Here is a 24190-nt window from a genome sequence, read left to right on the forward strand (position 1 = left end):
GGCCGGACAAGTCCCGCCGACTCGCCGCCGGGCATGCGCCTCGGCCGGGGTGTCCGCGCGCTGCGCCTATTCCATCCAACTCATTGCACGCCACACCGGCACAATCCCGAGCTTGCGGTAAGACAACACTTTTCGATCCGATCGTCCGATTTGTCGACGCCTACATGAACAGACGACACCAGGTCTCCCGGCGCTGCCACGATGCCCTCCTGCGGCCGGTACGCTTGTCCGGAATACGACCTCGAGGGGGCACGGTGAGCGAGCTCGAACTTGATCCGGTCCAGACGCGAGAGATGGCGGGGGCAGTACGTGGCCACGCCGACGCGATACGGCAGTCGGTGCCCCTGGCGAGGGATGTCGTCGCTGTCGAAACCATGCGCGACTCCCAGGTCGAGGTCCTTACCAAATTCCAGACCGCACCGTCGAGTGCTCCCGCCACGCTGTGGCCCTCCGGTTTGGTCCTCGATCGCATCCGTGCCGTCCGCCCGGACTTCCAACCCATCCTGATGACGCCCGAAGAGATAGCGCTGCTCTCATCACGAGTCGCCCGGCCGGGAACCACTGGGATAGGTGAAATCAGGGATTTCTTCGAGATAAAAGCGCAGGCTGAGGACGCTGCCGAGAAGACCTACACCAACCCGGACCAGAACGCGCTCAACGACGGCCACGGCGACGCATTCCGGCACATGTACTGGAATGCGCTCATGACACAGCGCTACGGCGCGGAGTGGACCGAAAACTATGGTGCCGCGCATGAAGGCCTCGGCGCGAACCCTCCCACGCGAGAAGCGATGGATCTACACAACAACGCGATCGGCAGGCAGATCGCCATCGACAATCCGAATGCCGCACCGGAGGAACTACAGCGATTGGTATATCAACGAATCAAGGAGGGTGGCGCGATCGTGCTCGATCCGAGCGGCCAGGTCGCATGGAGCAACCAGGTCGAAGTGGGCAAGAACGGGCACCCGGCGCGTGCTGACATCCCGCTTCCGGCAGGTCGGTGATCCATGGGTCATCTGCTCCGGATCACGGCTGTAATTCTGGGCCTGCTGGCCGGTGCGGCATGCTCCACGTCGGAGGACCGCGGTGCGACCGCTTCGCAGTGCTCGGCCAACTTCGATCTGGAGTCGCGCGCCGAGCCGCTGGGTTCCGCGACCGAATTGCGGCGCTCCATCAGAGAGCGGGCTGCGCAGCCGGGAACCTATTCGCTGCGGGCGCTGACCGAAGCCGCAGGGTGGGATGATCAGTGGGATCGCGTCGTCATAGCGTCTTCCGGGCTTCCAGCAGAGAAGCTGAACTCGGCAGCGAATCTTCCCGGATACTGCTGGTCCAACCTCCCGGACTCCGGGTTCGACCGGCCCATCGATAATTTCTACGTCTTCATCACGGGCTCTACTCCCACACAGGTAATTCGCGCCGCACAGGGCTCCGAGCTCTTCCGAGGCGTGCGTAGCGGTGAGGTACTCGGACCGGAGTCCCGCTTCCAGTCGGTTCAGCCGCCGGCCCAGCTGCAGAAGCCGTATCTGGAATTGACGCAGGGCTGATCGGAAGCACGGTACGCGTTGCCTCACGTCCAGCAGGTGTCGAGTGGACCGCGACAAGGAGCGGTGGGGCGGGCGAGGATCGGGGCATGATCGAGATGGCGGCGGTGGCCGGGGTCGCGGTGGCGGCGTTGGGCATGGTGCTCACGCCGGGGCCGAACATGATGTATCTGGTGTCGCGGACGGTGTCGCAGGGGCGACGGGCCGGGTTGGTGTCGTTGGCGGGGGTAGCGGCGGGGTTCGGGGTGTATCTGGCGGCCGCGACGGCGGGGATCACGGCGGTGTTCGCGGTGGTCCCCGGCCTGTACCTGGCGGTGAAGCTGGCCGGAGCCGCGTACTTGGGTTGGCTGGCCTGGCAGGCGCTGCGACCGGGCGGCGGCTCGGTCTTCGCGCCCGCGGCGCTGTCCGCGGACCCCATCCGGCGGTTGTTCACGATGGGGCTGGTCACCAACCTGCTGAATCCGAAGATCGCGATCATGTACATGGCGCTGATCCCGCAGTTCGTCACGCCGGAGCACGGGAAAGTGTGGTTGCAGAGCCTGTGCCTGGGCACGGTGCAGATCGCGGTGGCGCTCACCGTGAACGGCTTGATCGTCCTCGGGGCGGGCGGTCTGGCGACGTTCCTCGCCGCCCGGCCCCTGTGGCTGCGCACCCAGCGATACCTCACCGGCACCATGCTCGGCGCCATCGCCGCCTTGCTCGCCACCGACCGCGCCCGCCCCATCCCGGCCTGAGCCGAACGGCCTCGACTCAGCGCTGATCGGCCGGATTCGCCAACCGGTAGCGCAGTTCCACGAACTGACCGGCCTGCTGCACCGCGGTGAGCCGCATCCGGCTGGAAAGGATGCGTCGCGGCAGCAGCGGGGCGCCCGCGCCCAACGTCACCGGAGCGACGCTCACCATGACGTCGTCGAGCAGGCCGGCGTCGGCGAATTGCCCGGCCAGGTCCCCGCCTCCGACGATCCAGATATCGCGGGCGCCGGCCGCCGCGGCCATCTCCCGGTGCACCGACTCGACCGGCCCTGCGACGAACCGCAGATTCGCGTCCGGTATCGCGGGAAGATCCCGGTGGGTGAAGACCCAGCACGGGAGGTCGCCGTAGTACTTACTCCAGTTCTCCGGTGGTTCGTTCGCCACGACCCATTCGTAGGTGGTCGCGCCCATGCACATGGCGCCTACCTGCGCGAGGAAGCCCGCCATGCCCGCCTGCGCCTCGTCCGCTCCATCTACCTCGAAAAGCCAGGTGAGCGAGTTCTCCGTGTCGGCGAGATATCCGTCGAGACTGGTTGCCGTGTAGTACTGAGTTGCCATGCCGTGCACGTTGCCAGCGAAACATGACAGTTCACGTCATGGTTCGGGATCAACCGTGACGCAACCGGCGGACCCCTTCGTCGAGCGTTTCGTCGCGCTTGCAGAAGGTGAACCGGACCAGATGACTCCAGGCGGCCGTGTCGTCGGCGAACGCGCTGACCGGCACCGCCGCCACGCCGAGCCGCTTGGGCAACTCACGGCAGAAGGTCAGGCCGTCGGCGGCGCCGAGCGGCGTGATATCGGCGACGACGAAGTAACCGCCCGCGCTCGGGTATACCCGCAGACCGGTATCGGCGAGCGCCGCGGAGAGGCGAAGCCGTTTCTCCGACAAGGAGTCCCGCAGCTTGCCGACCCATTCCAACTCGTGGTTGATCGCGTGCGCGACGGCGGGTTGGAACGGCCCGCCCGCCACGAAGGTCAGGAACTGTTTGGCGGCGAGCACCCCATCGATCAGGTCGGCGGGCCCACACGCCCACCCGGTCTTCCACCCGGTGACGCTGAAGGTCTTCGCCGCGCTGGAAACCACGACCGTCCGCTCGGCCATGCCAGGCAAGGTGGCCAGGCTGATGTGCTCGGCGCCGTCGTAGACCAGGTGCTCGTAGACCTCGTCGGTGAGCACCAAAATGTCATGCTCGCAGGCGATCTCGGCGATGGCGAGCAGGTCCGCGCGTCCGAGGACCGTGCCGGTCGGATTATGGGGCGAGTTGACGATGAGCATCCGGGTGGCCGGGGTGATGGCCGCGCGCAGACTGTCCAAGTCCAGGACGAACCGATCTCCGTCGGCCACGAGACGCGCCGTGCGCCGTCGGGCGCCGGCCAGTGCCACGGCCGCGGCGTACGAGTCGTAGTACGGCTCGATCAGCACTACCTCCTCGCCCGGCTCGACCAAGCCGAGCACCGCCGCGCTGATCGCCTCGGTCGCACCCACGGTCACCAGCACTTGTGAATCGGGATCGTAGGAGGTTCCGTAGCGCCGGGCCCGGTCGTCGGCGACGGCTCGGCGCAGCACCGGCATACCGCGTCCCGGCGGGTACTGGTTGAGTCCGTCGGCGATGGCGCGGCGCGCCGCTTCCAGCATGCTCGCGGGCCCGTCGGTGTCCGGGAACCCCTGGCCCAGGTTGACCGCGTCGTGCCGAACGGCGAGTTCGGTCATCTCGGCGAAGATAGTGGACGCGAAAGGGCGCAGACGGGCAACGGTCGGATGTCGCGAGGGCATATCCGGAGACTAGTCCAGCGGTCCACCGCACAACCGGGCTCAACCCAGTCGGACGCCACCCAGCTTGGCCGGATTCGCCACGTCGTAGGCGCCCCAGACCAATCCGTCCCGAACCGTGAAGCCGACGACTCGCGCGGGATAACCGCCCCTGCCCTCGGTCTCCGGACGCGCCGCGACGCTGATACCCAATTGCCCGTTCACCGAGACGAACGCGTACACCTGCGAGGCGTCCTCGAGCCCGTACTTGCGCACCAGGCCCAGATAGAAACGGGCGATGCGATCCGCGCCGTGCAGGACGTTGATCGCGGTGGCGGTGGTGCCGTTGGCATCGCCGATCATCATCGCGTCCGGATGCAGCGCCGCGGCGACGGCGGCCACGTCACCCGTGCTCAGCGCGACGAGGAAACGCTGCACGGCGGCCTCGTGCTCGGCGTCGGGCACCGGTTGCGGCGTCTGCGCCACCGCCTTGCGGGCACGCACCGCCAGCTGCCGCGCCGCGTCGGCGGAGATGCCGAGGATGTCGGCGATCTCGTCGAACGGCACCGACAACCCGTCGTGCAGCACGAAGGCCACCCGCTGCGGCGGCGTCAGGGTGTCCAGCACGATCAGCGCGGCGAACCGGCACTCCTGCTTGCGCACCACGGCTTCCAACGGGTCGGGAGCGCTCGACGGTGTGCGAGCGGTGACCACGGGTTCCGGCAGCCACTGGCCCACATAACTCTCCCGCCGCGCCGCGGCGCTCCGCAGACGATCCAGGCAGATCCGGCTCACCACGGTGGTCAGCCAAGCTCGCAGATCATCGATCTCGGACTGGTGCGCGCCCGCCAAGCGCAACCAGCTCTCCTGCACCGCGTCCTCGGCATCGCCGACGCTGCCCGTCAGTCGATAGGCGACCGAGAGCAGATGCGCTCGATGTGACTCGAACAGGTCGGAAAGCAGCGCGGCAACCATCGACGGGAAGTCTACGGTCCGATTCGCATCATCCCGGCATCGGCGGCCTGCGCCGGACAAACCGGATGATCCACCGGCCGCTTCCGTGACAGCATGGCGCGATGGAACACCGCGTGCTGTCGAACGGAACGATCTGGCTGTCGGCTCCGACGGCGGACGATGTCGACGCCATCACCGAGTGCTGCCAGGACCCGGCCATCGCGGAGTGGGTGACCATCCCGGTGCCGTACGTCCGGGACAGCGCCGTGACCTTCCTCGAGGAGATGGTCGTTCCAGGGTGGGCGGCGCGCAGCCCGACCTGGGCGATCCGGCCACGTGCGGGCGCACCGGTCATCGGCATGATCGGCTTGGGCGAACAGGACGAGAGCGCGGCCGAGATCGGTTTCTGGCTCGCTCCGGCGCAACGGTCGCGCGGCCTGATGACACAGGCGGTCGAGCTGGTGTGCGAATTCGGGTTCCACGCCGACGGACTGGCGCTGGAGCGGATCTCCTGGCGCGCCTTCGTGGGCAACTACGCCTCGGCGGCGGTGGTCCGGCGCGCCGGGTTCCGGTACGAAGGCATGTCGAGGCTCGGCAGCATCCAACGCGGACGACGCCGCGATCACTGGCTCGCCGCCCGGCTGCGCACCGATCCGCCCGGACCGTCGGACGACTGGCCCGCCGAGTTCATCTCCGCCCGGACGCCGAGCACGCAAGGGCCGGGGGTGCCGTAGCCGAAGCGGGCCCGGCGTTCGGGCCGGCCCAGCTGACTTGCGCGTCGGCGGCTTCCCGGCTCGTGCGCGAGCGGACGAAACTCGCGCTTCGTCCACTCGGGCACGAGCCGCGCCGAAAACGCGGTGGTCAGCGCTCGCGGCGCTGCCGCACCGCGTCCGCGAGGCGGTCCAGCTGCACGGCGGTGGTCTCCCAGTCCAAGCAGGCGTCGGTGATCGACTGGCCGTAGGTGAGCTCATCGGCGTGGCCGAGAGTGAGGTCCTGGCGGCCCGCGATCAGGAAGCTCTCCAGCATCACGCCCACCACGCTCGACTCGCCCGCCTCCAGCCGCCGTGCGATGTCGGTGACCACGTCGGCCTGCTTGTTGTGGTCCTTGTTGCTGTTGCCGTGGCTGGCGTCCACCACGATCCGCTGCGGTAGCGACGCCTTCTCCAGCCGCAGGCACGCCTCGGCGACCGAAGCCGCGTCGTAGTTCGGCCCGGCGCTGCCGCCGCGCAGGATCACATGGCAGTCCGGATTGCCGGTGGTGCGGATGAGCGCGGAGCGGCCGTCGAGGTCGGTACCGGGGAACACATGGCTGGCCGCCGCGGCGCGCACGCCGTCCACCGCCACCTGGACGTCGCCGTCGGTGCCGTTCTTGATGCCGACCGGCATCGACAGCGCGCTGCTGAGCTGGCGGTGCACCTGACTGGCCGCGGTGCGCGCGCCGATCGCGCCGTAGGACACCAGATCCGCGATGTACTGCGGCGTGATCGGGTCCAGGAACTCACAGGCCACCGGAAGACCGAGAGCGGTGATGTCGACCAGCAGCTTGCGGCCGAAGCCCAAACCGGTGTTCACGTCGAACGATCCGTCCAAGTGCGGGTCGTTGATCAGGCCCTTCCAGCCCAAGCTGGTGCGCGGCTTCTCGAAGTAGACCCGCATCACCACGTGCAGTCGATCGTCCAGCTCCGCGGCCTTGGCCGCCAGACGGCGCGCGTAATCCAGTGCGGCGGCGGGGTCGTGCACGGAGCACGGGCCGACGATCACCATCAAGCGATCATCCGCGCTGTTCAGCACGTCGACGGTGGCTTTGCGTCCCGCACGGACGGTGTCGGCGAGGGCATCGGTGATCGGGTGCACCCGACGCACCTCCGCGGGCGAGCGCAGCGGGCTCACGTTGAGGGTGCGTTGATCGTCCAGATCCGAATGCCGTGCGTCGACGTCGGCTGCGGTTGTCATGTCGTGGGTTCCTTTTCTCGGGGCCGACCCACGGATGAGAATCCCGTCGAGCCGGTCCATCGTCCGGCTCGGGGTGGAAGTTCGTCAGCGCACGCGGTTGCCGCAGACCAGCCCACCCAGGGCCGGCTTGCTAAACCAGAAATACACGCGCTGCACGTCAGGCACAGTACCAGCCCACATCCGATCGGTGAACTGTGTTATCTGCCACGGTGTGTTTCGACGGGGAGGCGGACCTACAAGCGCCGTTCGCGGCCCCACGTGACAAGGGGCCCCGAACGGCGCGGGCGATACCGGACGGTCCGGCTCATCCCCACTGCCCGGGCACGTAATCACCGGCCGGGGTGCGGGCGATGACGTTCATCCGGTTCCAGGCGTTGATCATCGCGATGGCGGCGATGAGGGCGGCGATCTGGTCGTCGTCGTAGTGCTTGCGCACCTCCTGCCACACCGCGTCGCTGACCACGCGTCCGTCGCCGATCCGGGTGGCCTCCTCGGTCAGTGCCAGCGCGGCGCGCTCGGCCTCGGTGAAGACGGTGGCCTCGTGCCAGGCGGCGATCAGGTTGAGCCGCACGGAGGTTTCGCCCGCGTGCGCGGCGTCCTTGGTGTGCATGTCGGTGCAGTAACCGCAGCCGTTGATCTGGCTGGCGCGAATCTTCACCAACTCGTAGGTCGCGGCGTCCAGGGTGGAATCGTCGATCACCTTGGAGGCCATGGTGAGCCGCTTGATGAAGCTGGCGCCGACCGGGTTGGCGAAGAGTTCGAAGCGCTGTTCCATGATGTCCGTCCTTTGTCGTTCCCTGTGGGTTCACAAGGAGGACGACGTGGAAAGACGGAGTGTGACAACGGCTTATGAGACGTAGGTCACACCGCGTCCGCGGGAAGAGCTGCGGTCATTTCGTGAAGTCGTAGGTGACCCCGGTCAGTTTCTCGGACAACTCCCACAAGTCGGCGGCGACCTTCTCGTCCCTGGACGCTTTCGACGACCCGGACGGCCCCGGGTACCCGCGCATGCCACCCAGGCCGGTCGGTCCGTAGTAGCCGCCCGGCTGGACGTCGGTGGTCGCGGCGAACAGCGTCGGCAGCGCGCCCATCGCGGCGCTCTGCGCGAGCAACCGGTTGCCGACCCACATCACCCGGTCGAGGAAAGACTCGGTGTGCGACTGCAATTCGGTGGAGGCATAGCCGGGATGCGCGGCGACCGAGAGTTTCGTGGAGCCCGCCGCCGTCAACCTGCGCTGCAGCTCGCGAGCGAACATCAGGTTGGCCAGCTTGGCCTGCCCGTAGGCGGCCCACCGCTGATACTTGCGCCGCTCCCAGTTGAGATCGTCCAAGTCGATCTTGCCGACCTGGTGCGCACCGCTGGAGACGGTGACGATCCGGTCGGAGATCTTGTCCAGCAGGAGGCCGGTGAGCGCGAAGTGACCGAGATGGTTTGTGCCGACCTGTTTCTCGAATCCGTCGGCGGTGCGGCCTTCGGGCACAGCCATCACGCCCGCGTTGTTGATGAGCACATCGACCCCGTCGACGCTCTGGGCGAACGCGCGGACCGAATCGAGATCAGCCAGATCGAGTTCGCGAACCTGCGCCCGGTCGCCGAGTCCGGCGGCCACCCGCTCGCCTTTGGCCACGTTCCGGCAGGCGAGCACCACCTCGCCGCCCGCCGCGGCCAGCGCGCGCGCCGTCTCGGCCCCCAGGCCACTGTTGGCCCCTGTCACGATGAACTTCCGGCCGCTCTGGCTGGGGATGTTCGAGGTGTCCCACCTGGTCATGCCGGAAAGTCTAGTGCGCGGCGGCACCCGGCGGCAGGTTCGAACACGCCCGGGCGACCGCATTCACCCGACGCCGGAAGCGTCACGGCGACGGTGCCGCCACCGGCCGGAGTCGGTGATCGGGACGGCACAAACCCACGTGAAGTAGGGTTGCCTAACCTATATAAGGGAACCTTTGCTTGATTTGTGAGGCAGACGTGACTTCCACACCGACCGGGTCCGCGCATCGCGACGGCTACGTACCTTTCCCCGCCGACGCGGCCGCGCAGTACCGAGCCGCGGGCTTCTGGGCCGGGCGCCCGCTCGGCGATCTGCTGCGCGCGAGCGCACACCGGCATCCCCAGCGCCCCGCGCTCCTCGATGCGGAGGGCTCGCACAGTTACGCCGACATCGACACCGCCGCGGACCGGATGGCCCACGGGCTGCTCGCGCTCGGCATCGCTCCCGGCGACCGCGTGGTCGTCCAGCTACCTAATGTGCCCGAGTTCATGACCGTGTTGTTCGGCCTGCTGCGCGCCGGAATCATCCCCGTGTTGAGCCTGCCCGCGCATCGTCGAGCCGAAATCGAGCATCTGGCGCGGCTTTCCGACGCTGTCGGTTACATCGTCGCCGACCGGGCAGGCGATTTCGACTACCGCGAACTGGCCTCGACCGTGCGGGACGCGGTGCCGTCACTGCGCCACGTCCTGGTGCTCGGCGAGCCGGGGCCGTTCACCGACCTCACCTCGGTACCGCGCGACGGCGGCGAACTGCCCGAGATCGATCCGGGCGATATCGCCCTGATGCTGGTCTCCGGCGGAACCACCGGCCTGCCGAAGCTCATCGCACGCACGCACGACGACTATGTCTACAACGCCACCACGAGCGCCGAGGTGTGCGCGTTGACCGAGCAGGACGTCTATCTCGCGACACTGCCCGCCGCGCACAACTTTCCGCTGGCCTGCCCCGGCATCTTCGGCACCGTCGGGGTGGGCGGCGCGGTCGCCTTCGTCGGCGACCCCAGTCCGGAAAGCGCGTTCGCCGCGATCGAGCGGCACCGGGTCACGGTGACCGCCGTCGTGCCGCCGCTGGCCCAACTCTGGTGCGCGGCCACCGAATGGGAAGAGGCCGACCTGAGTTCGCTGCGCCTGCTCCAGGTGGGGGGCGCACGACTGGCCGAGGTCAACGCCAAAGAAGTGACCCCGGCGCTCGGCGCGACCCTGCAACAGGTGTTCGGCATGGCCGAGGGCCTGATCAACTACACCCGGCTGGACGATCCGGCCGAACTGCTGCACACCACCCAGGGTCGTCCGCTCTCACCCGCCGACGAGATCCGCATGGTGGACGGCGACGGCAACGATGTGGCGCCCGGCGCGGAGGGCGAGTTGCTGACCAGGGGGCCGTACACGATCCGCGGCTACTACCGAGCGGCCGAGCACAACGCACGCGCGTTCACACCGGACGGCTTCTATCGCAGCGGAGACCTGGTCCGCCGCCTGCCCAGCGGGCATCTGGTGGTGTCCGGCCGGATCAAGGACGTGATCAATCGCGGCGGCGAGAACGTGTCCTGCGACGAACTCGAGGAACATCTGCTCGCCCATCCCGCGGTCCGGCATGCCGCCGCCGTCGGGCTGCCCGACGCGGTGCTGGGCGAAAAGGTCTGCGCCATCTTGGTCGTCGATGGTGAGATGCCCACGCTGGCCGAGATCAAGTCCTTCCTCACCGCGCGCGGGCTGGCCACCTACAAACTGCCGGACGTGCTGCGCCGCAGCGACAAGCTGCCGATCACCGCGGTCGGCAAGATCGACAAGAAGGCGCTGCGCGCCGAGTCCTAGATCGACGGGCAGCGCACCCACCGGCGCGCTGCCCGTACCGCCTTACGCCTTGACGACGTAAGGCGCGATGCTGCCGAGCTTCTCGCAGGTCTCCTCGAACTCACGCTCCGGCCGGGACTGACCGACGATGCCCGCGCCCGCGCGCAACCAGGCTCCCTCCGCGTTCTGGTACACCGCGCGCAGCACCAGGGTCGCCTCCAGCGCACCGGTCGGCGCAACGGTCACCACCGCGCCGGAGTACAGCCCGCGCGGGTCGTGATCGAGCCGGAACACCGAGTCGACGCCCTCCCGCTTGGGGATTCCCGAGGCGGTCACCGACGGGAACAGCACCTCGAGCGCGTCCCAGCTGGACCGGTGCGCGGCCAGCCGCCCGCGCACTGTGGACGCCAGATGCTGCACGCTGCCACGCTCACGCACGGCCATGAAGTCCGACACCGCGGGGGTGCCGGGATCGGCGACCGCCGTGATCTCCGCGAACGAGGTCTGCACCGAAATAGCATGTTCCACGATCTCTTTCGGATCGGTGACCAGTTCGGCCCTGGCGGCGAGATCGGCCGCGGCGCCGCGGCCGAACGCGCGGGTGCCCGCCAGCGGCTCGGTGGTCACCACCCGATCGTCGTCCACCGACGCGACCAGTTCCGGACTGAAGCCCGCCGCTTCCAGGCCGCCGAGCCGCAGCAGGAACGACCGTGCCGGAGTGTTGTGCGCGCGCCCGAGCCGATAGGTCGCCGGAACATCCACGGCGAACGGCAGATCGACTTTCCTGGACAGGATGACCTTCTGATAACGCCCGGCCCGGATCTCGCCGACCGCCTCGGCCACCCGGTCCCGGTAGCCGGTGGGGTCGATGCGGATGTCGGCCGGATGCGCCTGCGGCAGTTCGGTGTTCTGCGACCGCGCGATCAGCTCGTGAATGTCCGCGATCTCCGACGGCGTCGCACCCGATACCCGGACGCCGAATTCGCCTACCCTGACCTCGATGCGGGGAACCATCAGGTGCGCCAATGCGGTGCGCGGGTCGAGGTGCTCCGTGGCGTCGAGCGCCCAAGCGCAGAACTCGAATCCGATCCAGCCGTAGGCATTCCGCCCGTCGAGGGGCAGCGCGCCGAGCGCGCGGTCGATCACCGCCGCCGGATTGCCTTCCCACCGGCTGGTCGTGGTCGCCCCTTGCCAGGTGACGCACAACTCTCGCACATCCAGTTCGACACTGCCGAGCGGATCGGCGGCGAACACCCATTCCCCCGGACGCTCGTACATCACGTACTCGCCGAACCGATCCGCCCCCGCCAGCCGGGACATCGCTGCCGCCGGATCGGTTACATACTCAACCCGCAGGCGTTCCGTGGTCGACAACGATCCTCCAAAGGTAACCCTGGCCTAACTTGTGGAGGTAAGGTTAGCATTACCTCCTTCAACGCGCCGGTGTGCTCGCGGCCACAACGCGGACCCGAGAAATCGCTTCGAGCTGGATGGTTCGCGCCTGCCGAGTTCTTTCGTCCGGGCGTGCGCCGTTCGCGTCGTCGGCGCCCGCGCACGAACTCGCCGCGCCGACTGCCTGCGCGGAACAGACCCGCCGAGATTGAATAGGGGGAAGCGTCACCTGCGGAGGGAAGAACATCGATGATCGATCACCGCGGCGATTCACCCGCGACAGTCCGGCCCGGGACCACACCGCGATCGGTGGTGGCCCTGATCGACGCCGCCTCCGGGGTGGAACGCGAACTCGTCGGCAAGTGGCTCGCCGACGGCGGGATCAGCGCCGAGTTCGGTACCGACGCCCCGGTCACCCAGCTGGATCTGGACGCGGGCGCCGTCGCCGCACGGCTGGTCGGCAGGCGCGACGATCCACTGGTGGTGCCGATCCGCGTGCTGTGGCTGCCGCCGGAACGTGACGGCGTACGCCGCGTCACCTTCGCCGATCTCGCCCTGCTGACCAACCCGCGCAAGCCCAACCGGCTGGCACAGCGCAAGCTGGTGTCCAAGTCACCGGACCGGCACGTCGTGCTGACCGGCGCTCCGGCCCGGCTCAGCGAGTTGCGCGTCAACAATCCGGAGGCTTCGGCGCTCTACGACAAGGGCACCGCCGAACCGTTCGCCCGCGCCGTCGTGCGCGCGGCGGTGGTGGCGCTGGAACGCGCCGAGCGCACCATCATCGGCGACCGGTACAAGGTGCCCAAGCTGGTCGCGGAGGAGATACTCGACTCACCCGACTTCCTGCGCAGGCTGGAACTCATCGCCGATCAGATCGGGGCGAGCCCGCACGAGGTGTACCGGCGCGCGGAGAAAGCGCTCAACGAACTCGTCGCCGCCCAGAGCAGGCTGGTTTCCGACCTGTTCACCCAGGCCATGCGCCCGGTGCACGCTTCGACCTGGAATGTGGACTTCGACGAGTCCGGCCTGACCGGCTTGCGCGACCTGAACCGCCGCTTTCCGCTGGTGTTCCTGCCTTCGCACCGCTCGTACGTCGACGCGTTCGTACTGGGAGACGTGCTGGCCCGCAACGACTTCCCACCGAACCACGTGATCGGCGGCGCGAACCTCAGCTTCTGGCCGATGGGCCCGATCGCCCGGCGCACCGGAACGGTGTTCATCCGGCGCAGTTTCGGCGACGACGAGGTCTACAAGGCCGTCGTCGAGGAGTACTTCGCCTACCTGCTGGCCAAGCGCTTCAACCTGGAGTGGTACTTCGAGGGCGGCCGCACCCGCACCGGCAAGCTGCGGCCCCCGCGCTACGGCTTGCTGAACTACCTCGCCGCGGCGGTCCGTTCCAACCGCATCGACGACGTCATGCTGGTTCCGGTCTCGATCACCTACGAGCGGCTCAACGAGCTCGGCGCCATCGCCACCGAGCAGGAGGGCGGCAAGAAGAAACCGGAGGGCCTGACCTGGCTGGCGCGCTACATCCGCAGCCAGCAGCACTCCGCCGGGCACGTGTACGTCCGCTTCGGGGAGCCGCTGTCGGCCCGCGATCGTCTTGCCGCACATGGCGACCCGCTCACCGCGCCACCGCTGACCATCCCCCTGCACCATACCGAGCCGATTCCGGCGCCGCGCACGGAAGCCGGGGTCGTCGACAGCGAGCCGCCGGAAATCGCCGAACTGGAACGAAAGGCCGTGCAGCGGTTGGCATTCGAAGTCGCGGTCGGCATCAACGCGGTCACCCCGATCACCGTCAGCGCGCTGGTCACCCTGGCTCTGCTTGGCGTGGACGGGCGCGCCCTCACCCTCGGCGAGGTGCGCACGGTGCTCAACCCGGTGCTCGGCTATATCGACAAGCGTGAGCTGCCGGGCGGCGAACTCGACGCGCTGCGCGACGCACAGGGCCTGGCCGTCGTGCTGGAACAGCTTTCGCTGGCCAAGGTGGTCACGGTGTATCGCGGCGGGGTCGAGCCGGTGTACTCGATTGAGCCCGGCGCGCATCTCGAGGCCGCCTTCTACCGCAACAGCGCCGTGCACTGGTTCGTCAACCGCGCCATCCTCGAGCTGTCCATCCTGGCCGGGGTCGACAACGGTGACGCCGACGCCCTGAAGACAGGGTGGGACGAGGCATTCCGGCTGCGCGACCTCTTGAAGTTCGAGTTCTTCTTCCCCGATCGCGGCGAGTTCGCCGATCAGATGGTCGCGGAAATGCTGCTGGTCGATCCGGACTGGTACAGCCATACCCGCAGCGACACCCTCAGCTCGGACATCCTGGCGAAGCTCACCGCCTCCGGGTTCACCATGGCCCACCGCGTGCTGCGCTCGTTCGTCGACGCGCAGTTGGTGGTGGCCGAACGGCTGGCCGCCCGGGATGCGGGCGACGAGATCGACCGCAAGGAGTTCATCACCGAATGCGTGGCGGTCGGCAAGCAGATGATGCTGCAGCAGCGGTTGCACAGCCCGGAGTCGGTCTCGACCGAGCTGTTCACCAGCGCGCTGAAGCTCGCCGACAACTACGGCCTGCTGGAGACGGTGTCCGACGACGAGCCGGAGGAGCGCCGCGCCGAGTTGGTCGGGCGAAGGAACGAATTCGCCGAGCGCCTGCGCACCATCGGCGCCCGCATCGCGCAGGCCGCCACGCTGGATCCATCCAATCGGGAGGCGCGGTGACCGACGCGCGCGCCGACCTCGACGCCGCGCTCGCCGCCATCCGCTCCGGTCCGCAAGGCAGCGCGGTCGCCGCGATCTTCGATTTCGGCGGTACGGTCATCGACGCCCCGAAATCGCGTCGGCTGCGCCGCAAGCCCGCCGATGTGCTGCTCGGCGGCCTCCGCGATCACATGACCGACGGCGAATACAGCCGGTTCCTGCGCGAGTTGTCCGAGGCGCTGGCCGGACGCTCCGAACAGGAGCTGGACGACGTGGGCAGACGCCTGTTCCAGCGCACCGTCTACGGGTACCTGTATCCCGAAGCTTGGGAACTGATCCGCACCCACCGAGCAGCCGGTCACACCATCGTGCTGGTCAGCTCACTGACCCGATTCCAGGTGGCGCCGGCGGCGGCACAATTGGGCATCGAGCACGTGCTGTACACGCCGATGGCCACCAGCGGCGGTGTGCTCACCGGCTATCCCGATGGGAAGACGCTGTGGCACAACGGCAAAGCCGAGGCTGTGGCTACCTTCGCCGCCGCGCACCGAGTGGATCTCGAGCACAGCTACGCCTACGCCGACTCGATCGCCGACCTGCCCATGCTGTCGCTGGTAGGGCATCCGGTGGCGGTGAACGCCGACGACGCGCTCAGCGGCGCCGCCGACCGGCAGCACTGGGCCACGTTGGCATTCCGGCCGCGCCGCGCGCCGCGTGCGAGCGATTACGTACGCACCGCCGCGGGATTCGCCGGGCTGCTCGGGGGCGCGCTGTTCGGCGTCGCGTCGAAAGCGCCCACCCAGGACCGGCAGCGGATGGCCGACGCGCTGATGGCGCACGCGGCGCGCAACACGCTGCGCATCGCGGGCGTGCGCGTGCGGGTCACCGGCGGCGAGCACGCGAGATCGCCGCGGCCCGCGGTCTTCCTGTTCAACCATCAGAGCCAGTTCGACATCATCATCGTGCCCGAAGTGCTCGGCGGCGGGGTGACCGCGATCGGCAAGAAGGAACTGACCAAGAATCCGGTCTTCGGGCCGCTCATGCGCTTCGTCGGCGTGACGTTCATCGACCGGGCGAATACCGCTCAGGCCAAGGCGGCGCTGCGGCCGGTGGTGGAGACCCTGCGCGGTGGCTTGTCGGTCGCGGTGGCTCCGGAAGGCACCCGTTCCTACACCCCCGAAGTCGGGCCGTTCAAGAAGGGCGCATTCCACATCGCCATGCAGGCGGGCGTGCCGGTGATCCCGGTCGTCATCCGGAACGCGGGCGAGATCTGCTGGCGCAACGCGATGGTCGCCCGGCCGGGAACAGTCGACGTGGCGATACTCGACCCCATCGACGTCAGCGCATGGGAGCCGGGTGATTTGGACGACAACGTGGCGCGGGTCCGCCAACTGTTCGTAGACACGCTACTGAATTGGCCGCACTGATCGGCACGGCGTCGCGCCACGACGGCCGCCGGTCGTGTTGTCGCCCCGCTTCGGCCGCGATGCTGTCCCTAGCTGCGGACCGACGTGCTGTGAGCGGCGCGGGTGATCGGTGCGACGCAGCCTGCGGCGGCTATCACGCCGGACATCGACCTGGTCTGCGCGTCTCCCCTCGCCCGTGCGGTCGGTGCTCGTGACTGGGCTGGAGGCGATGCACAGCCGCTCGGTCAGCCGTTGACCGCCTGAGCCGCCGACGAACGGGACCCGTTGGCCGTAACTCAGACCGCGCGGCCGAACAGCAGCTTCCACGGCATGAGCGCCGACTCGAGCTGCACCTTCAGGCTCATCTTGGACGCGCCGAGCGTCCGCTCCTCGAATCGGATGGGGACCTCGGCGATCGCGATCCCCTTCTTGATGGTCCGGTAGTTCATCTCGACCTGGAACGAATACCCGTTGCTGCGGATGGAGGCCACGTCGATGGCGCGCAGGGTGTCGGCCTTCCACGCCTTGAAGCCCGCGGTGGCGTCCTTGACGCCCAAGCGCAGGATGAGGTTCACGTAGAAATTGGCCCAGGCCGAGAGCGCCTTGCGGTACCACTTCCATTCCGCGGCGGTCGAGCCGCCGGGAACGTAACGCGAACCCAGCACGACGCCGGCGTCCGTGCCGGAGAGCTTCTCCAGCATGGCCGGGATGACTTCGGCGGGGTGCGACAGGTCGGCGTCCATCTGGATCACGACGTCCGCGCCCTCGTCCAGCGCCCGAGTGATGCCCGCGACGTACGCCCGGCCGAGTCCGTCCTTCTCGGTCCGGTGCAGCACACCGACCACGTTCGGCAGTTCGGCGGCGAGCTTGTCGGCCACCTCGCCGGTGCCGTCCGGCGAGCTGTCGTCCACCACGAGTACGTGCAGGTCGGGCACCGGCAGCGCGGTCAGCCGCTCCACCGCAACCGGCAGATTTTCCCGCTCGTTGTAGGTCGGCACAACAACGGTAACCCTCAAGGGTCGCCCTCCCTGCTGATCCTGGTTTCCGCTCGCAGCCCACGCCAGGACCTCCGAGCATTCGTCGAGTTCTGGAGAACCGTACTCGATACACCTGATCGCGACCTGAGCGGCCGCACCCGGTGTGACGCGGTCCGAGCCCTCGACCTGCGGCCCAAGATCAACTTCACCGCCCGGGGGAAGACCCTGGGCGCGTCACTCCCCGTCCCGCCAGGCCCGATCCCGGGCATCTTCCCGCTCGTTGCGCGCGTGCGCGATCTCCAGCGCGCGCTCGGCCGTCGCTTTGTCCGGGTACGGCCCCATCCGGTCGCGGAACCAGCACTGCCGCCCTTGCTCGGCCCGATTGTGCTTCAAGCAGTAATACCAGCGCTCAGCCATACCTCCAGCATCCCACCGAACACCACCGCTCAATCGCTTTTCCGTTCGCCATCCGTTGCCCGGACTCGGCAATTCACGGCCAGAGGCTTCGGTAATGGATGAGCGCGTGGCACAGGACGACCACACCGAAGATCGCGAAGAGTACGCGCACCGAAGCAGGTCCGTACGAGCTGATAATGCGAACGATTTTCCGATACATCCGCCGCGCGCCGGTCGTACGCCGCATCGCGAGGCCGAGTATCACCAGCGGCGGCAGCAATGCCAACGCGCAATACGCGACCACGATCAGCGGCCACAACGTCGGGAGCGGATTCCGTGCGGAGATCATCGCGAGTCCGGCCAGATAGGGAACCGCGGTCGGCGCCTGTGCGATGCCGATCGCCACGCCGAGGCCGGCGAGCACCCACGGTTGCCGTCGTAGCGCGCTCGCCCGTTCCGGGGTCGCCGTACCGGCCATTCGAATACACGCGAGAGCGATCAGCACCACCCCCGCGAGGAGTTCTCCCCAATACCGCACCGTCGGCGTGATCTCGAAGTCGAACAGATCGGTCAGAAAACCGATCCCCAGGATCGTGCAGATGCCGAAGGCGGTGGTGACGGCGAAGACGCCCGCCAGCAAGCTCAAACCGCTCACCAGCGGCGAGCGACGGCTCAATCTGCTGTCGTAGACCACCGCCGTGGTGAGGCCGATCAGTAGCAGGTCGAGCGAGTCGAGGAAGGCGAACCCAGCGAGCGCGAGGAGAAGGATCCACATGGCCGCGCCAGCCTACCCGCGCCCTACAAGCAACCGCGTAGTCCCGAACCCCGATGCGCGACCGCTCGATTCGCCAGATCTAATCGAGCGGTCAGCGAGCAGAGAGCAACGCCACACCGGACGACGATCAGCCGTCCGCCCGCGCGGACGAAGGAAACCACCAAGCGAGAAAGTCGGGCGACGCAGACCCGTAGAACGGGAATTGAGCACATAACGAAACGAGCCCGGCTCACGCTCTCCGTGAACAGGGCTCGCCAACAAGTGAAGGTGGCCAGGGCCGGGATCGAACCGGCGACCTTCCGCTTTTCAGGCGGACGCTCGTACCAACTGAGCTACCTGGCCGCAGGCACCCGAAGTGAATGCCATACGCGAAACGCCGGATATCTCCGGCGCTTGCTTGCGACCCTGACGGGACTCGAACCCGCGACCTCCGCCGTGACAGGGCGGCGCGCTAACCAACTGCGCCACAGGGCCATGCTCTGCTACCAACGATCCATGGATCGTACCCCCTACGGGATTCGAACCCGCGCTACCGCCTTGAAAGGGCGGCGTCCTAGGCCGCTAGACGAAGGGGGCTCGTCCCGGATTTCTCCGGACCGGCTTTCAACGGCTGTCCGTTGGGAGCTGGGATAGCTTATGACAGACCGGACTCGAATCCCAAACCGGCTGGTCAGAGGCTCAAACCGAGCTCTTCCAAGCGCGCGTGGGCACGCCACCCGTCGCTGCGGAACTTCTCCAGCCATTCCGGGGTGGCCATCGCCTCCATCACGACCTCGAGCGCCTCCTCGAACCGCGCCCGCAGATCGACCTGCCCGCCGAGCAGATCCACCATGTACCGCTGACCGGCCAGCGCCGCGGCGAGCGTGCGGGTGAACCGGTCGGGATCGGCGTCCGCGCGCAGCTGCCCGTGGTCGATGGCGCGGACGGTGAGCACCCTGGTGGTGCGGCCCAGGATGCGGCCGCCACCGGCCTGCACGTCCCGATAGAAGTCCGGTTCGATGATCAGGCGGTACTCGGCCTGCACGATGATGTCGTGCTCGAGTCGCAGCGCGATCTCGTCGACCACCCCGTGCAGGATGTCCAGCGGGCTGAGATCGGTTCGCGCCAGCCAGCGCTCGGCGGAGGCGCGGTAGCGTTCCACCGCGGTCTCCAGCACCGCGCGTGCCAGGTCTTCCTTCGAATCGAAATGGAAGTACATGGCGCCCTTGGTGGCACGCGATCCTTCCAATATGCGGTTGAGCGATGCAGCGGCATAGCCGCTCTTCCCGAACTCAACGGCGGCGGACCTGATAATCGCCGCCCGTGTCCGGCGCGCCCGCTCTTGCTGCCGTGCCATGCTCGAAACGCCTCCGAAGCCTTACTCGCCGCCAATCAGCCACCCCCGAAGGAACGGACCCTCGGCGCGAATTCATGAGTTTTATCAATACGTGGAACCCGGTTTTCGACCGATTGCAGACTTTCGGTACGAAAACGCCCTAAAAACCTGAAACACACCAGCTGGTATAGTTTGCCTGCCCGGGTGCGCCGCAGGGGGTGCGCATCCGGGCATTTCTTCGTTTCGAACGTGCCTCCTCCTGCGGCATCGAGTTCCGTCGAGCCCTGGCCGGCCGGGCCGACCGCGGCACCTTCGGACACAGCAACGACAATCCGAATTCCGTGACGCCGACCGAGTCGACGATTCTTTCGGAATTCACCAAGGCGTCACCGTACCCGGAATCCCGATCCGACACGCGGCAAACCGAGGAGTCAGGTAGCCATCCGATTCGGTTTTCTGTTACGGCAAATGTTCGGCAACCTGGACCGCCTATCCGAGTGGTGCGCGAATTCGCCAGCGGTTCAAGGTTCTTCACGCGCGCCGACCGACAACCCGGACGACCGGCCGCCGCCCACGTTTCGCCCGCCAACCCGTCCTCCACGCCTTCCCCGGCCACAGCCGTTCACCCCTGCAAATCCAAAGAGATTGCCAGCCAACATGTTTGAATGATATCCAGATCCAGCTAAGATGAACAAAGCTGGGTGCCAAGTGTTTACCGCCTGCATCGCCCACCGCGCACGCCGCGTTACCCATCCCCCCGCGTCCGCCCGCCCCAGCGGGTCCGCCACGCCGCCCCACCCATCCAGCCCGCCCGCCGACACGAACTCCCCCGATTGGGGCATACGCCCCTGCCCGCACTACACTGTTGCTCCGCGCCCCTATAGCTCAGTTGGTAGAGCTACGGACTTTTAATCCGCAGGTCGTAGGTTCGAGCCCTACTGGGGGCACAAAGGTCGGGCGTCCGGATTGCTCCGGGCGCCCGACCTGTTTTCTCGGAGTTCTCCGCCGTGCGGCGCCGGCCATACGGCAGTGGAAACGCCGCGTCGAGGCTCTATTACCTGTGCCGCACGGACGCTTCGCAGGAGGCGGCGTCCGGGGAGCGCGCTCGGCGGCGAGAAGGGCTGCACCGCTCCCCGATCACCGGTCACGGTTTGCACAGTCGGCGCCGTAGACGGTGTAAGCGGTGAGGAACAGGAACCTCGGCCGGAGCGACATCGCCGGTCACCCCCGGCACGGCTATAGGGGTCACCACGATGGAGTGGCATCAGAGGTGTACCGGTTGGATTGTGACGAACAGCACAGCTACCTCGCATAGGGCATTCGTCGACTGGAGAGATCGCGTCTCGCGTACCGGTCAGTCATGCGCCGGTTGTGATATCCCCTTGATCGCGGTTGTACGCCGGTCGGCGGAAAAGCCGATGACAGCTCGGCTTGCACAGTAGATACATATGGACAATTCGCGGCGCAGGACAACCGTCGGGTCACGACGGCACAGCTGGAGGCCCGGATGCTTCGTCGCCTCATGAACAATCCATGCGGCATGACCCGAGGGTGACGAGCAGCCGAGGGCAGTGGCATACGCCGCCGGGCGGCGCATTACGTATAGAAGGACATGGTTGTCGACGTAGTTGCGATGCGCAGTCGACCGCCCGTCGGCGATCGGGGATGAAAAGCCTGCGAAGATCCGACAAGCGTGCGACTTGGAAAGAGCGGCATGAAGGTGTTGGCCTTCGGAGGCGATGGATGGCGATCGGAGACGCCGATTTCACCGCGATCCATCGCGAATCGCCGGCTCGATCGCACAGGACGTCATGCAACCAAGGCGCGTGGCGCCCGGGAGACACATGCCGGATCCCGCCATCACACCTACCCACTTCCTGGCGGGTGCCGACCTCTCGACCGCTCTCCACGGAGGGCGTCGTCGGCGCCAATTCACAGGAACATCGCAGCTGGGCTCGCCGCAGTTCGCCGACACGCGCAGAACCAGGGCGTTTCGATCCCATATCGGCCCCCTGGGCCGCCCTTGTGTGTTCGCCCACGTACGGCTAACGCTCCTATCACCGCGTCGATAGACCCATTGCAGCGGGTAGAGCCCATACACTCATGGAGATCACCGAACGGCGAAGAGGTCGTATGAGGTGGATCACCAGAGCATCGATCGCCTAACGGATGCGTTTCGCATCACACCTACGGTGCCGTAAGGTATGGCCGCATCGGTATCGGTCTACCTTGGGATTGACCTGCACGACCGGAAGCACACACTGAAGGGTTCATACATGGCAAGGGATCTGACTCAACTCGAGCTGCTGACGGAGTTGGAGCCGGTTGCCGAAGAAAACGTCAACCGGCACCTCTCCATGGCAAAGGAATGGCACCCGCACGACTACGTCCCGTGGGACGACGGCCGCAATTTCGCGGCACTCGGTGGCGTGGACTGGGATCCGGAGCAGTCCCGCCTCAATGAGGTCGCGAAGGCGGCCATGATCACGAACCTGCTGACCGAGGACAACCTGCCCTCCTACCACCGCGAGATCGCCGAGAATTTCTCTCAGGACGGCGCGTGGGGTACCTGGGTCGGCCGCTGGACCGCCGAGGAGAACCGGCACGGCATCGTGATGCGGGACTACCTGGTCGTGACCCGCGGCGTCGATCCGGTCGCGCTCGAGGAAGCCCGAATGGTCCACATGACCAACGGCTTCGCCTCCCCCGCGGAAGCCGACGCGGGCTTCCTGCATTCCGTCGCGTACGTCACCTTCCAGGAACTGGCCACCCGGGTCAGCCACCGCAACACCGGCAAGGTCTGTGACGACCCGATCGCCGATCGCATGCTGCAGCGCGTCGCCGCCGACGAGAACCTGCACATGATCTTCTACCGCAACATGTGCGGCGCCGCCCTCGACCTGTCTCCCGACCAGGCGATCGAGGCGATCACCCTGATCCTGGAGAACTTCCAGATGCCGGGCGCGGGTATGCCCAACTTCCGCCGCAACGGCGTGCTGATGGCCAAGCACGGCATCTACGATCTGCGCCAGCACCTGGAGGAAGTGGTCCAGCCGGTGCTGAAGAAGTGGAACATCTTCGACCGCACCGACTTCACCGCCCGCGGCGAGGCGGTCCGTGAGCGCCTCGGCCTGTTCCTGGACAAGCTGGGCAAGGACGTCATCAAGTTCGAGGAACAGCGCGACCGGATGCTCGCCCGCGAGGCCGCCAAGCGCGACCGCGCGATGGTCGGCAGCTCCGTGTAGAACCCGAGGAACAACAGCAGGCGCCGCCCCGGAAGACCGAGGGCGGCGCCGGTGTGCACGGCCCGGTGCCGCGCGACATGCGCACCGGGCGAACGACCCGCTCCGGCCGACTTACGTGCGCAAATGAGACACTGGTCGGCGTGACGATGACTACCGAGGCGATGACGAAGCTGCGGATCGGGCCGTATCCGGTCGATCCGCCGGTCGTGCTCGCGCCGATGGCGGGCATCACGAATCTGGCGTTCCGCAAGTTGTGCCGGGAATTCGGCAGCCCGACCTCGATCTACGTGTGCGAGATGATCACCGCGCGGGCGGTGGTGGAGCGTAACGAGAAGACGCTGCACATGATGTCCTTCGACGCCGACGAGCATCCTCGCTCGATGCAGCTCTACGGCGTCGACCCGGCCACGCTCGGCGAAGCGGTGCGGATCATCGTCGGCGAGGGCTGGGCCGACCACATCGACCTCAACCTGGGCTGCCCCGTGCCCAAGGTCACCCGCCTCGGCGGCGGCGCCGCCCTGCCGTACAAGCGGACGCTGTTCCGGAGCATCGTGCGCGCCATGGTGAGCGCGGCGGAACCGGCGGGGGTCCCGGTCACCGTGAAGTTCCGCATCGGCATCGATGACGACCACCTCACCTATCTGGACGCGGGCCGGATCGCCGAAGCCGAAGGCGCGCGAGCGGTCGCGTTGCACGCTCGCACGGCCGCGCAGCGGTACTCGGGCCAAGCCGACTGGACCGCGATCGCCCGGCTCAAGGAGGCGGTCACCTCGATCCCGGTGCTCGGCAACGGTGACATCTTCTCCGCCGCCGACGCCGTCCGCATGATGGACGAAACCGGGTGCGACGGTGTGGTCGTCGGTCGCGGCTGCCTTGGCAGGCCGTGGCTGTTCGCCGAGTTGCAGGCGGCGCTGCGCGGTCAGCCGCTGCCGGAGGCGCCCGATCTGGGCCGGGTCGGCGCGGTGCTGTACCGGCACGGCGCGCTGCTTTCCGAGCATCTCGGCGAGGAGAAGGCCATGCGTGATCTGCGCAAGCACATGGCGTGGTACCTGATGGGCTTCCCGGTCGGCTCCGATCTGCGACGTGCGTTCGCCACCGTGGGCAGCCTCGCACAACTGGAAGGCCTCGTCGGCCAACTCGACCCGACGGTTCCGTTCCCGGAGGACGCGGAAGGTCCGCGCGGCAGGCAGGGCTCGCCGGGCAAAGTCGCGCTGCCACACGGCTGGCTCGATGACCCGGACGATCCCGCGGTGCCTCGCGCGGCAGATGTGATGCACAGCGGAGGCTGATCGGCAATCGCACAGCGAACGCTGGCGTCGAACCGTTGTGACCTGTTCGATTTCGCCGTGGGGTGGCCTGCCGTGGCGGAATCGTTATCATTGCGGGATCGGTGCCGCCGGTCCGGTATGACCCAGGCGGAAAGCAAGACGAAAAGCGAGGTTCGTTGGTGGGTGACGATCGGCACGGGCGT

20 protein-coding genes and 4 tRNA genes are annotated in these 24190 nt (G+C 67.5%); 10 read left to right on the top strand and 14 right to left on the bottom strand.

The genetic code is table 11. From position 1 onward, the window contains the following. Nucleotides 1-254 precede the first annotated feature (254 nt). From ACIHAX_RS00630 to ACIHAX_RS00640, 3 genes are all read left to right on the top strand, one after another. Nucleotides 255-1007, top strand: coding sequence for a DUF6973 domain-containing protein (locus tag ACIHAX_RS00630; protein ID WP_397275068.1), 753 nt, complete (start codon nucleotides 255-257; stop codon nucleotides 1005-1007). A 3-nt stretch (nucleotides 1008-1010) separates the two neighbouring features. Next, nucleotides 1011-1547 (top strand): hypothetical protein, encoded by a 537-nt coding sequence (locus ACIHAX_RS00635; RefSeq protein ID WP_397275070.1) that lies wholly within the window; start codon nucleotides 1011-1013, stop codon nucleotides 1545-1547. Nucleotides 1548-1633: 86 nt separating this feature from the next. After that, on the top strand, nucleotides 1634-2278 hold the full coding sequence (locus ACIHAX_RS00640) for a LysE family translocator (protein WP_397275072.1): 645 nt from the start codon (nucleotides 1634-1636) through the stop codon (nucleotides 2276-2278). Between the two features lie 16 nt (nucleotides 2279-2294). Here the strand turns inward: ACIHAX_RS00640 and ACIHAX_RS00645 are convergent, their stop codons facing one another. Genes ACIHAX_RS00645 through ACIHAX_RS00655 form a run of 3 tightly spaced genes read right to left on the bottom strand, consistent with a single transcriptional unit; the run spans nucleotide 2295 to nucleotide 5022 of the window. Continuing rightward, entirely contained in the window at nucleotides 2295-2855 is a 561-nt protein-coding gene (locus ACIHAX_RS00645) for a dihydrofolate reductase family protein (protein WP_397275074.1), read from the bottom strand. 49 nt (nucleotides 2856-2904) lie between these two features. After that, nucleotides 2905-4071, bottom strand: coding sequence for a pyridoxal phosphate-dependent aminotransferase (locus ACIHAX_RS00650; protein WP_355074996.1), 1167 nt, complete (start codon nucleotides 4069-4071; stop codon nucleotides 2905-2907). A 39-nt stretch (nucleotides 4072-4110) separates the two neighbouring features. After that, on the bottom strand, nucleotides 4111-5022 hold the full coding sequence (locus tag ACIHAX_RS00655) for a sigma-70 family RNA polymerase sigma factor (RefSeq protein ID WP_355074998.1): 912 nt from the start codon (nucleotides 5020-5022) through the stop codon (nucleotides 4111-4113). Between the two features lie 101 nt (nucleotides 5023-5123). On the opposite strand from ACIHAX_RS00655, the gene ACIHAX_RS00660 reads away from it, so the two are divergent. Then, on the top strand, nucleotides 5124-5735 hold the full coding sequence (locus tag ACIHAX_RS00660) for a GNAT family N-acetyltransferase (protein ID WP_397275077.1): 612 nt from the start codon (nucleotides 5124-5126) through the stop codon (nucleotides 5733-5735). A 127-nt stretch (nucleotides 5736-5862) separates the two neighbouring features. Here the strand turns inward: ACIHAX_RS00660 and ACIHAX_RS00665 are convergent, their stop codons facing one another. The 3 genes from ACIHAX_RS00665 to ACIHAX_RS00675 form a co-directional block, all read right to left on the bottom strand. After that, the gene (locus tag ACIHAX_RS00665) at nucleotides 5863-6954 is read right to left on the bottom strand and encodes a 3-deoxy-7-phosphoheptulonate synthase (protein ID WP_397275079.1); all 1092 of its coding nucleotides are present in this window, start codon (nucleotides 6952-6954) and stop codon (nucleotides 5863-5865) included. Nucleotides 6955-7258: 304 nt separating this feature from the next. Next, complete coding sequence (locus ACIHAX_RS00670; RefSeq protein ID WP_355075004.1) at nucleotides 7259-7729, bottom strand: carboxymuconolactone decarboxylase family protein; 471 nt, start codon at nucleotides 7727-7729, stop codon at nucleotides 7259-7261. A gap of 115 nt (nucleotides 7730-7844) precedes the next feature. Beyond that, nucleotides 7845-8723, bottom strand: coding sequence for an oxidoreductase (locus ACIHAX_RS00675; protein WP_397275081.1), 879 nt, complete (start codon nucleotides 8721-8723; stop codon nucleotides 7845-7847). A gap of 197 nt (nucleotides 8724-8920) precedes the next feature. On the opposite strand from ACIHAX_RS00675, the gene ACIHAX_RS00680 reads away from it, so the two are divergent. After that, nucleotides 8921-10537, top strand: a complete 1617-nt coding sequence (locus ACIHAX_RS00680; protein WP_397275083.1) for a (2,3-dihydroxybenzoyl)adenylate synthase — start codon at nucleotides 8921-8923, stop codon at nucleotides 10535-10537. A gap of 42 nt (nucleotides 10538-10579) precedes the next feature. On the opposite strand, the gene nbtS is transcribed toward ACIHAX_RS00680, so the two are convergent. Next, on the bottom strand, nucleotides 10580-11890 hold the full coding sequence (nbtS, locus tag ACIHAX_RS00685) for a nocobactin biosynthesis salicylate synthase NbtS (protein ID WP_397275085.1): 1311 nt from the start codon (nucleotides 11888-11890) through the stop codon (nucleotides 10580-10582). 267 nt (nucleotides 11891-12157) lie between these two features. Between nbtS and ACIHAX_RS00690 the strand changes: the two genes are divergently transcribed. Both ACIHAX_RS00690 and ACIHAX_RS00695 read left to right on the top strand, forming a co-directional pair. Beyond that, a complete protein-coding gene (locus tag ACIHAX_RS00690) occupies nucleotides 12158-14626 on the top strand; it encodes a glycerol-3-phosphate 1-O-acyltransferase (RefSeq protein WP_356963683.1) in 2469 nt (822 codons plus the stop codon). Next, complete coding sequence (locus tag ACIHAX_RS00695; protein ID WP_364425026.1) at nucleotides 14623-16032, top strand: HAD-IB family hydrolase; 1410 nt, start codon at nucleotides 14623-14625, stop codon at nucleotides 16030-16032. Before ACIHAX_RS00690 ends, ACIHAX_RS00695 begins: the two co-directional genes overlap by 4 nt. A gap of 275 nt (nucleotides 16033-16307) precedes the next feature. Here ACIHAX_RS00695 and ACIHAX_RS00700 read toward each other — a convergent pair whose 3' ends face one another. From ACIHAX_RS00700 to ACIHAX_RS00730, 7 genes are all read right to left on the bottom strand, one after another. Beyond that, nucleotides 16308-17027 (bottom strand): polyprenol monophosphomannose synthase, encoded by a 720-nt coding sequence (locus ACIHAX_RS00700; RefSeq protein WP_228827674.1) that lies wholly within the window; start codon nucleotides 17025-17027, stop codon nucleotides 16308-16310. A gap of 195 nt (nucleotides 17028-17222) precedes the next feature. Next, on the bottom strand, nucleotides 17223-17405 hold the full coding sequence (locus tag ACIHAX_RS00705) for a hypothetical protein (protein ID WP_355075016.1): 183 nt from the start codon (nucleotides 17403-17405) through the stop codon (nucleotides 17223-17225). A gap of 73 nt (nucleotides 17406-17478) precedes the next feature. Further along, complete coding sequence (locus ACIHAX_RS00710; RefSeq protein WP_397275088.1) at nucleotides 17479-18159, bottom strand: GAP family protein; 681 nt, start codon at nucleotides 18157-18159, stop codon at nucleotides 17479-17481. Nucleotides 18160-18427: 268 nt separating this feature from the next. After that, nucleotides 18428-18501 (bottom strand) — tRNA-Phe (locus ACIHAX_RS00715). A 58-nt stretch (nucleotides 18502-18559) separates the two neighbouring features. Beyond that, nucleotides 18560-18633, bottom strand: a tRNA-Asp gene (locus ACIHAX_RS00720). 29 nt (nucleotides 18634-18662) lie between these two features. Further along, nucleotides 18663-18735: transfer RNA gene (locus tag ACIHAX_RS00725), tRNA-Glu, on the bottom strand. 94 nt (nucleotides 18736-18829) lie between these two features. Continuing rightward, complete coding sequence (locus tag ACIHAX_RS00730) at nucleotides 18830-19495, bottom strand: TetR family transcriptional regulator (protein WP_355077042.1); 666 nt, start codon at nucleotides 19493-19495, stop codon at nucleotides 18830-18832. Between the two features lie 853 nt (nucleotides 19496-20348). Here ACIHAX_RS00730 and ACIHAX_RS00735 point away from each other — a divergent pair. The 3 genes from ACIHAX_RS00735 to dusB all read left to right on the top strand — a co-directional run bounded on the left by ACIHAX_RS00735 (nucleotide 20349) and on the right by dusB (nucleotide 24008). Then, a tRNA-Lys gene (locus ACIHAX_RS00735) sits at nucleotides 20349-20421 on the top strand. A 1329-nt stretch (nucleotides 20422-21750) separates the two neighbouring features. Beyond that, on the top strand, nucleotides 21751-22719 hold the full coding sequence (locus tag ACIHAX_RS00740) for an acyl-ACP desaturase (protein ID WP_355077002.1): 969 nt from the start codon (nucleotides 21751-21753) through the stop codon (nucleotides 22717-22719). A 161-nt stretch (nucleotides 22720-22880) separates the two neighbouring features. Then, on the top strand, nucleotides 22881-24008 hold the full coding sequence (gene dusB / locus ACIHAX_RS00745) for a tRNA dihydrouridine synthase DusB (RefSeq protein ID WP_397275325.1): 1128 nt from the start codon (nucleotides 22881-22883) through the stop codon (nucleotides 24006-24008). Nucleotides 24009-24190: the final 182 nt, after the last annotated feature.

It is taken from the genome of Nocardia sp. NPDC051929 (genome assembly GCF_044548645.1).
GTDB classification, from domain to species: Bacteria; Actinomycetota; Actinomycetes; order Mycobacteriales; family Mycobacteriaceae; genus Nocardia; species Nocardia sichangensis.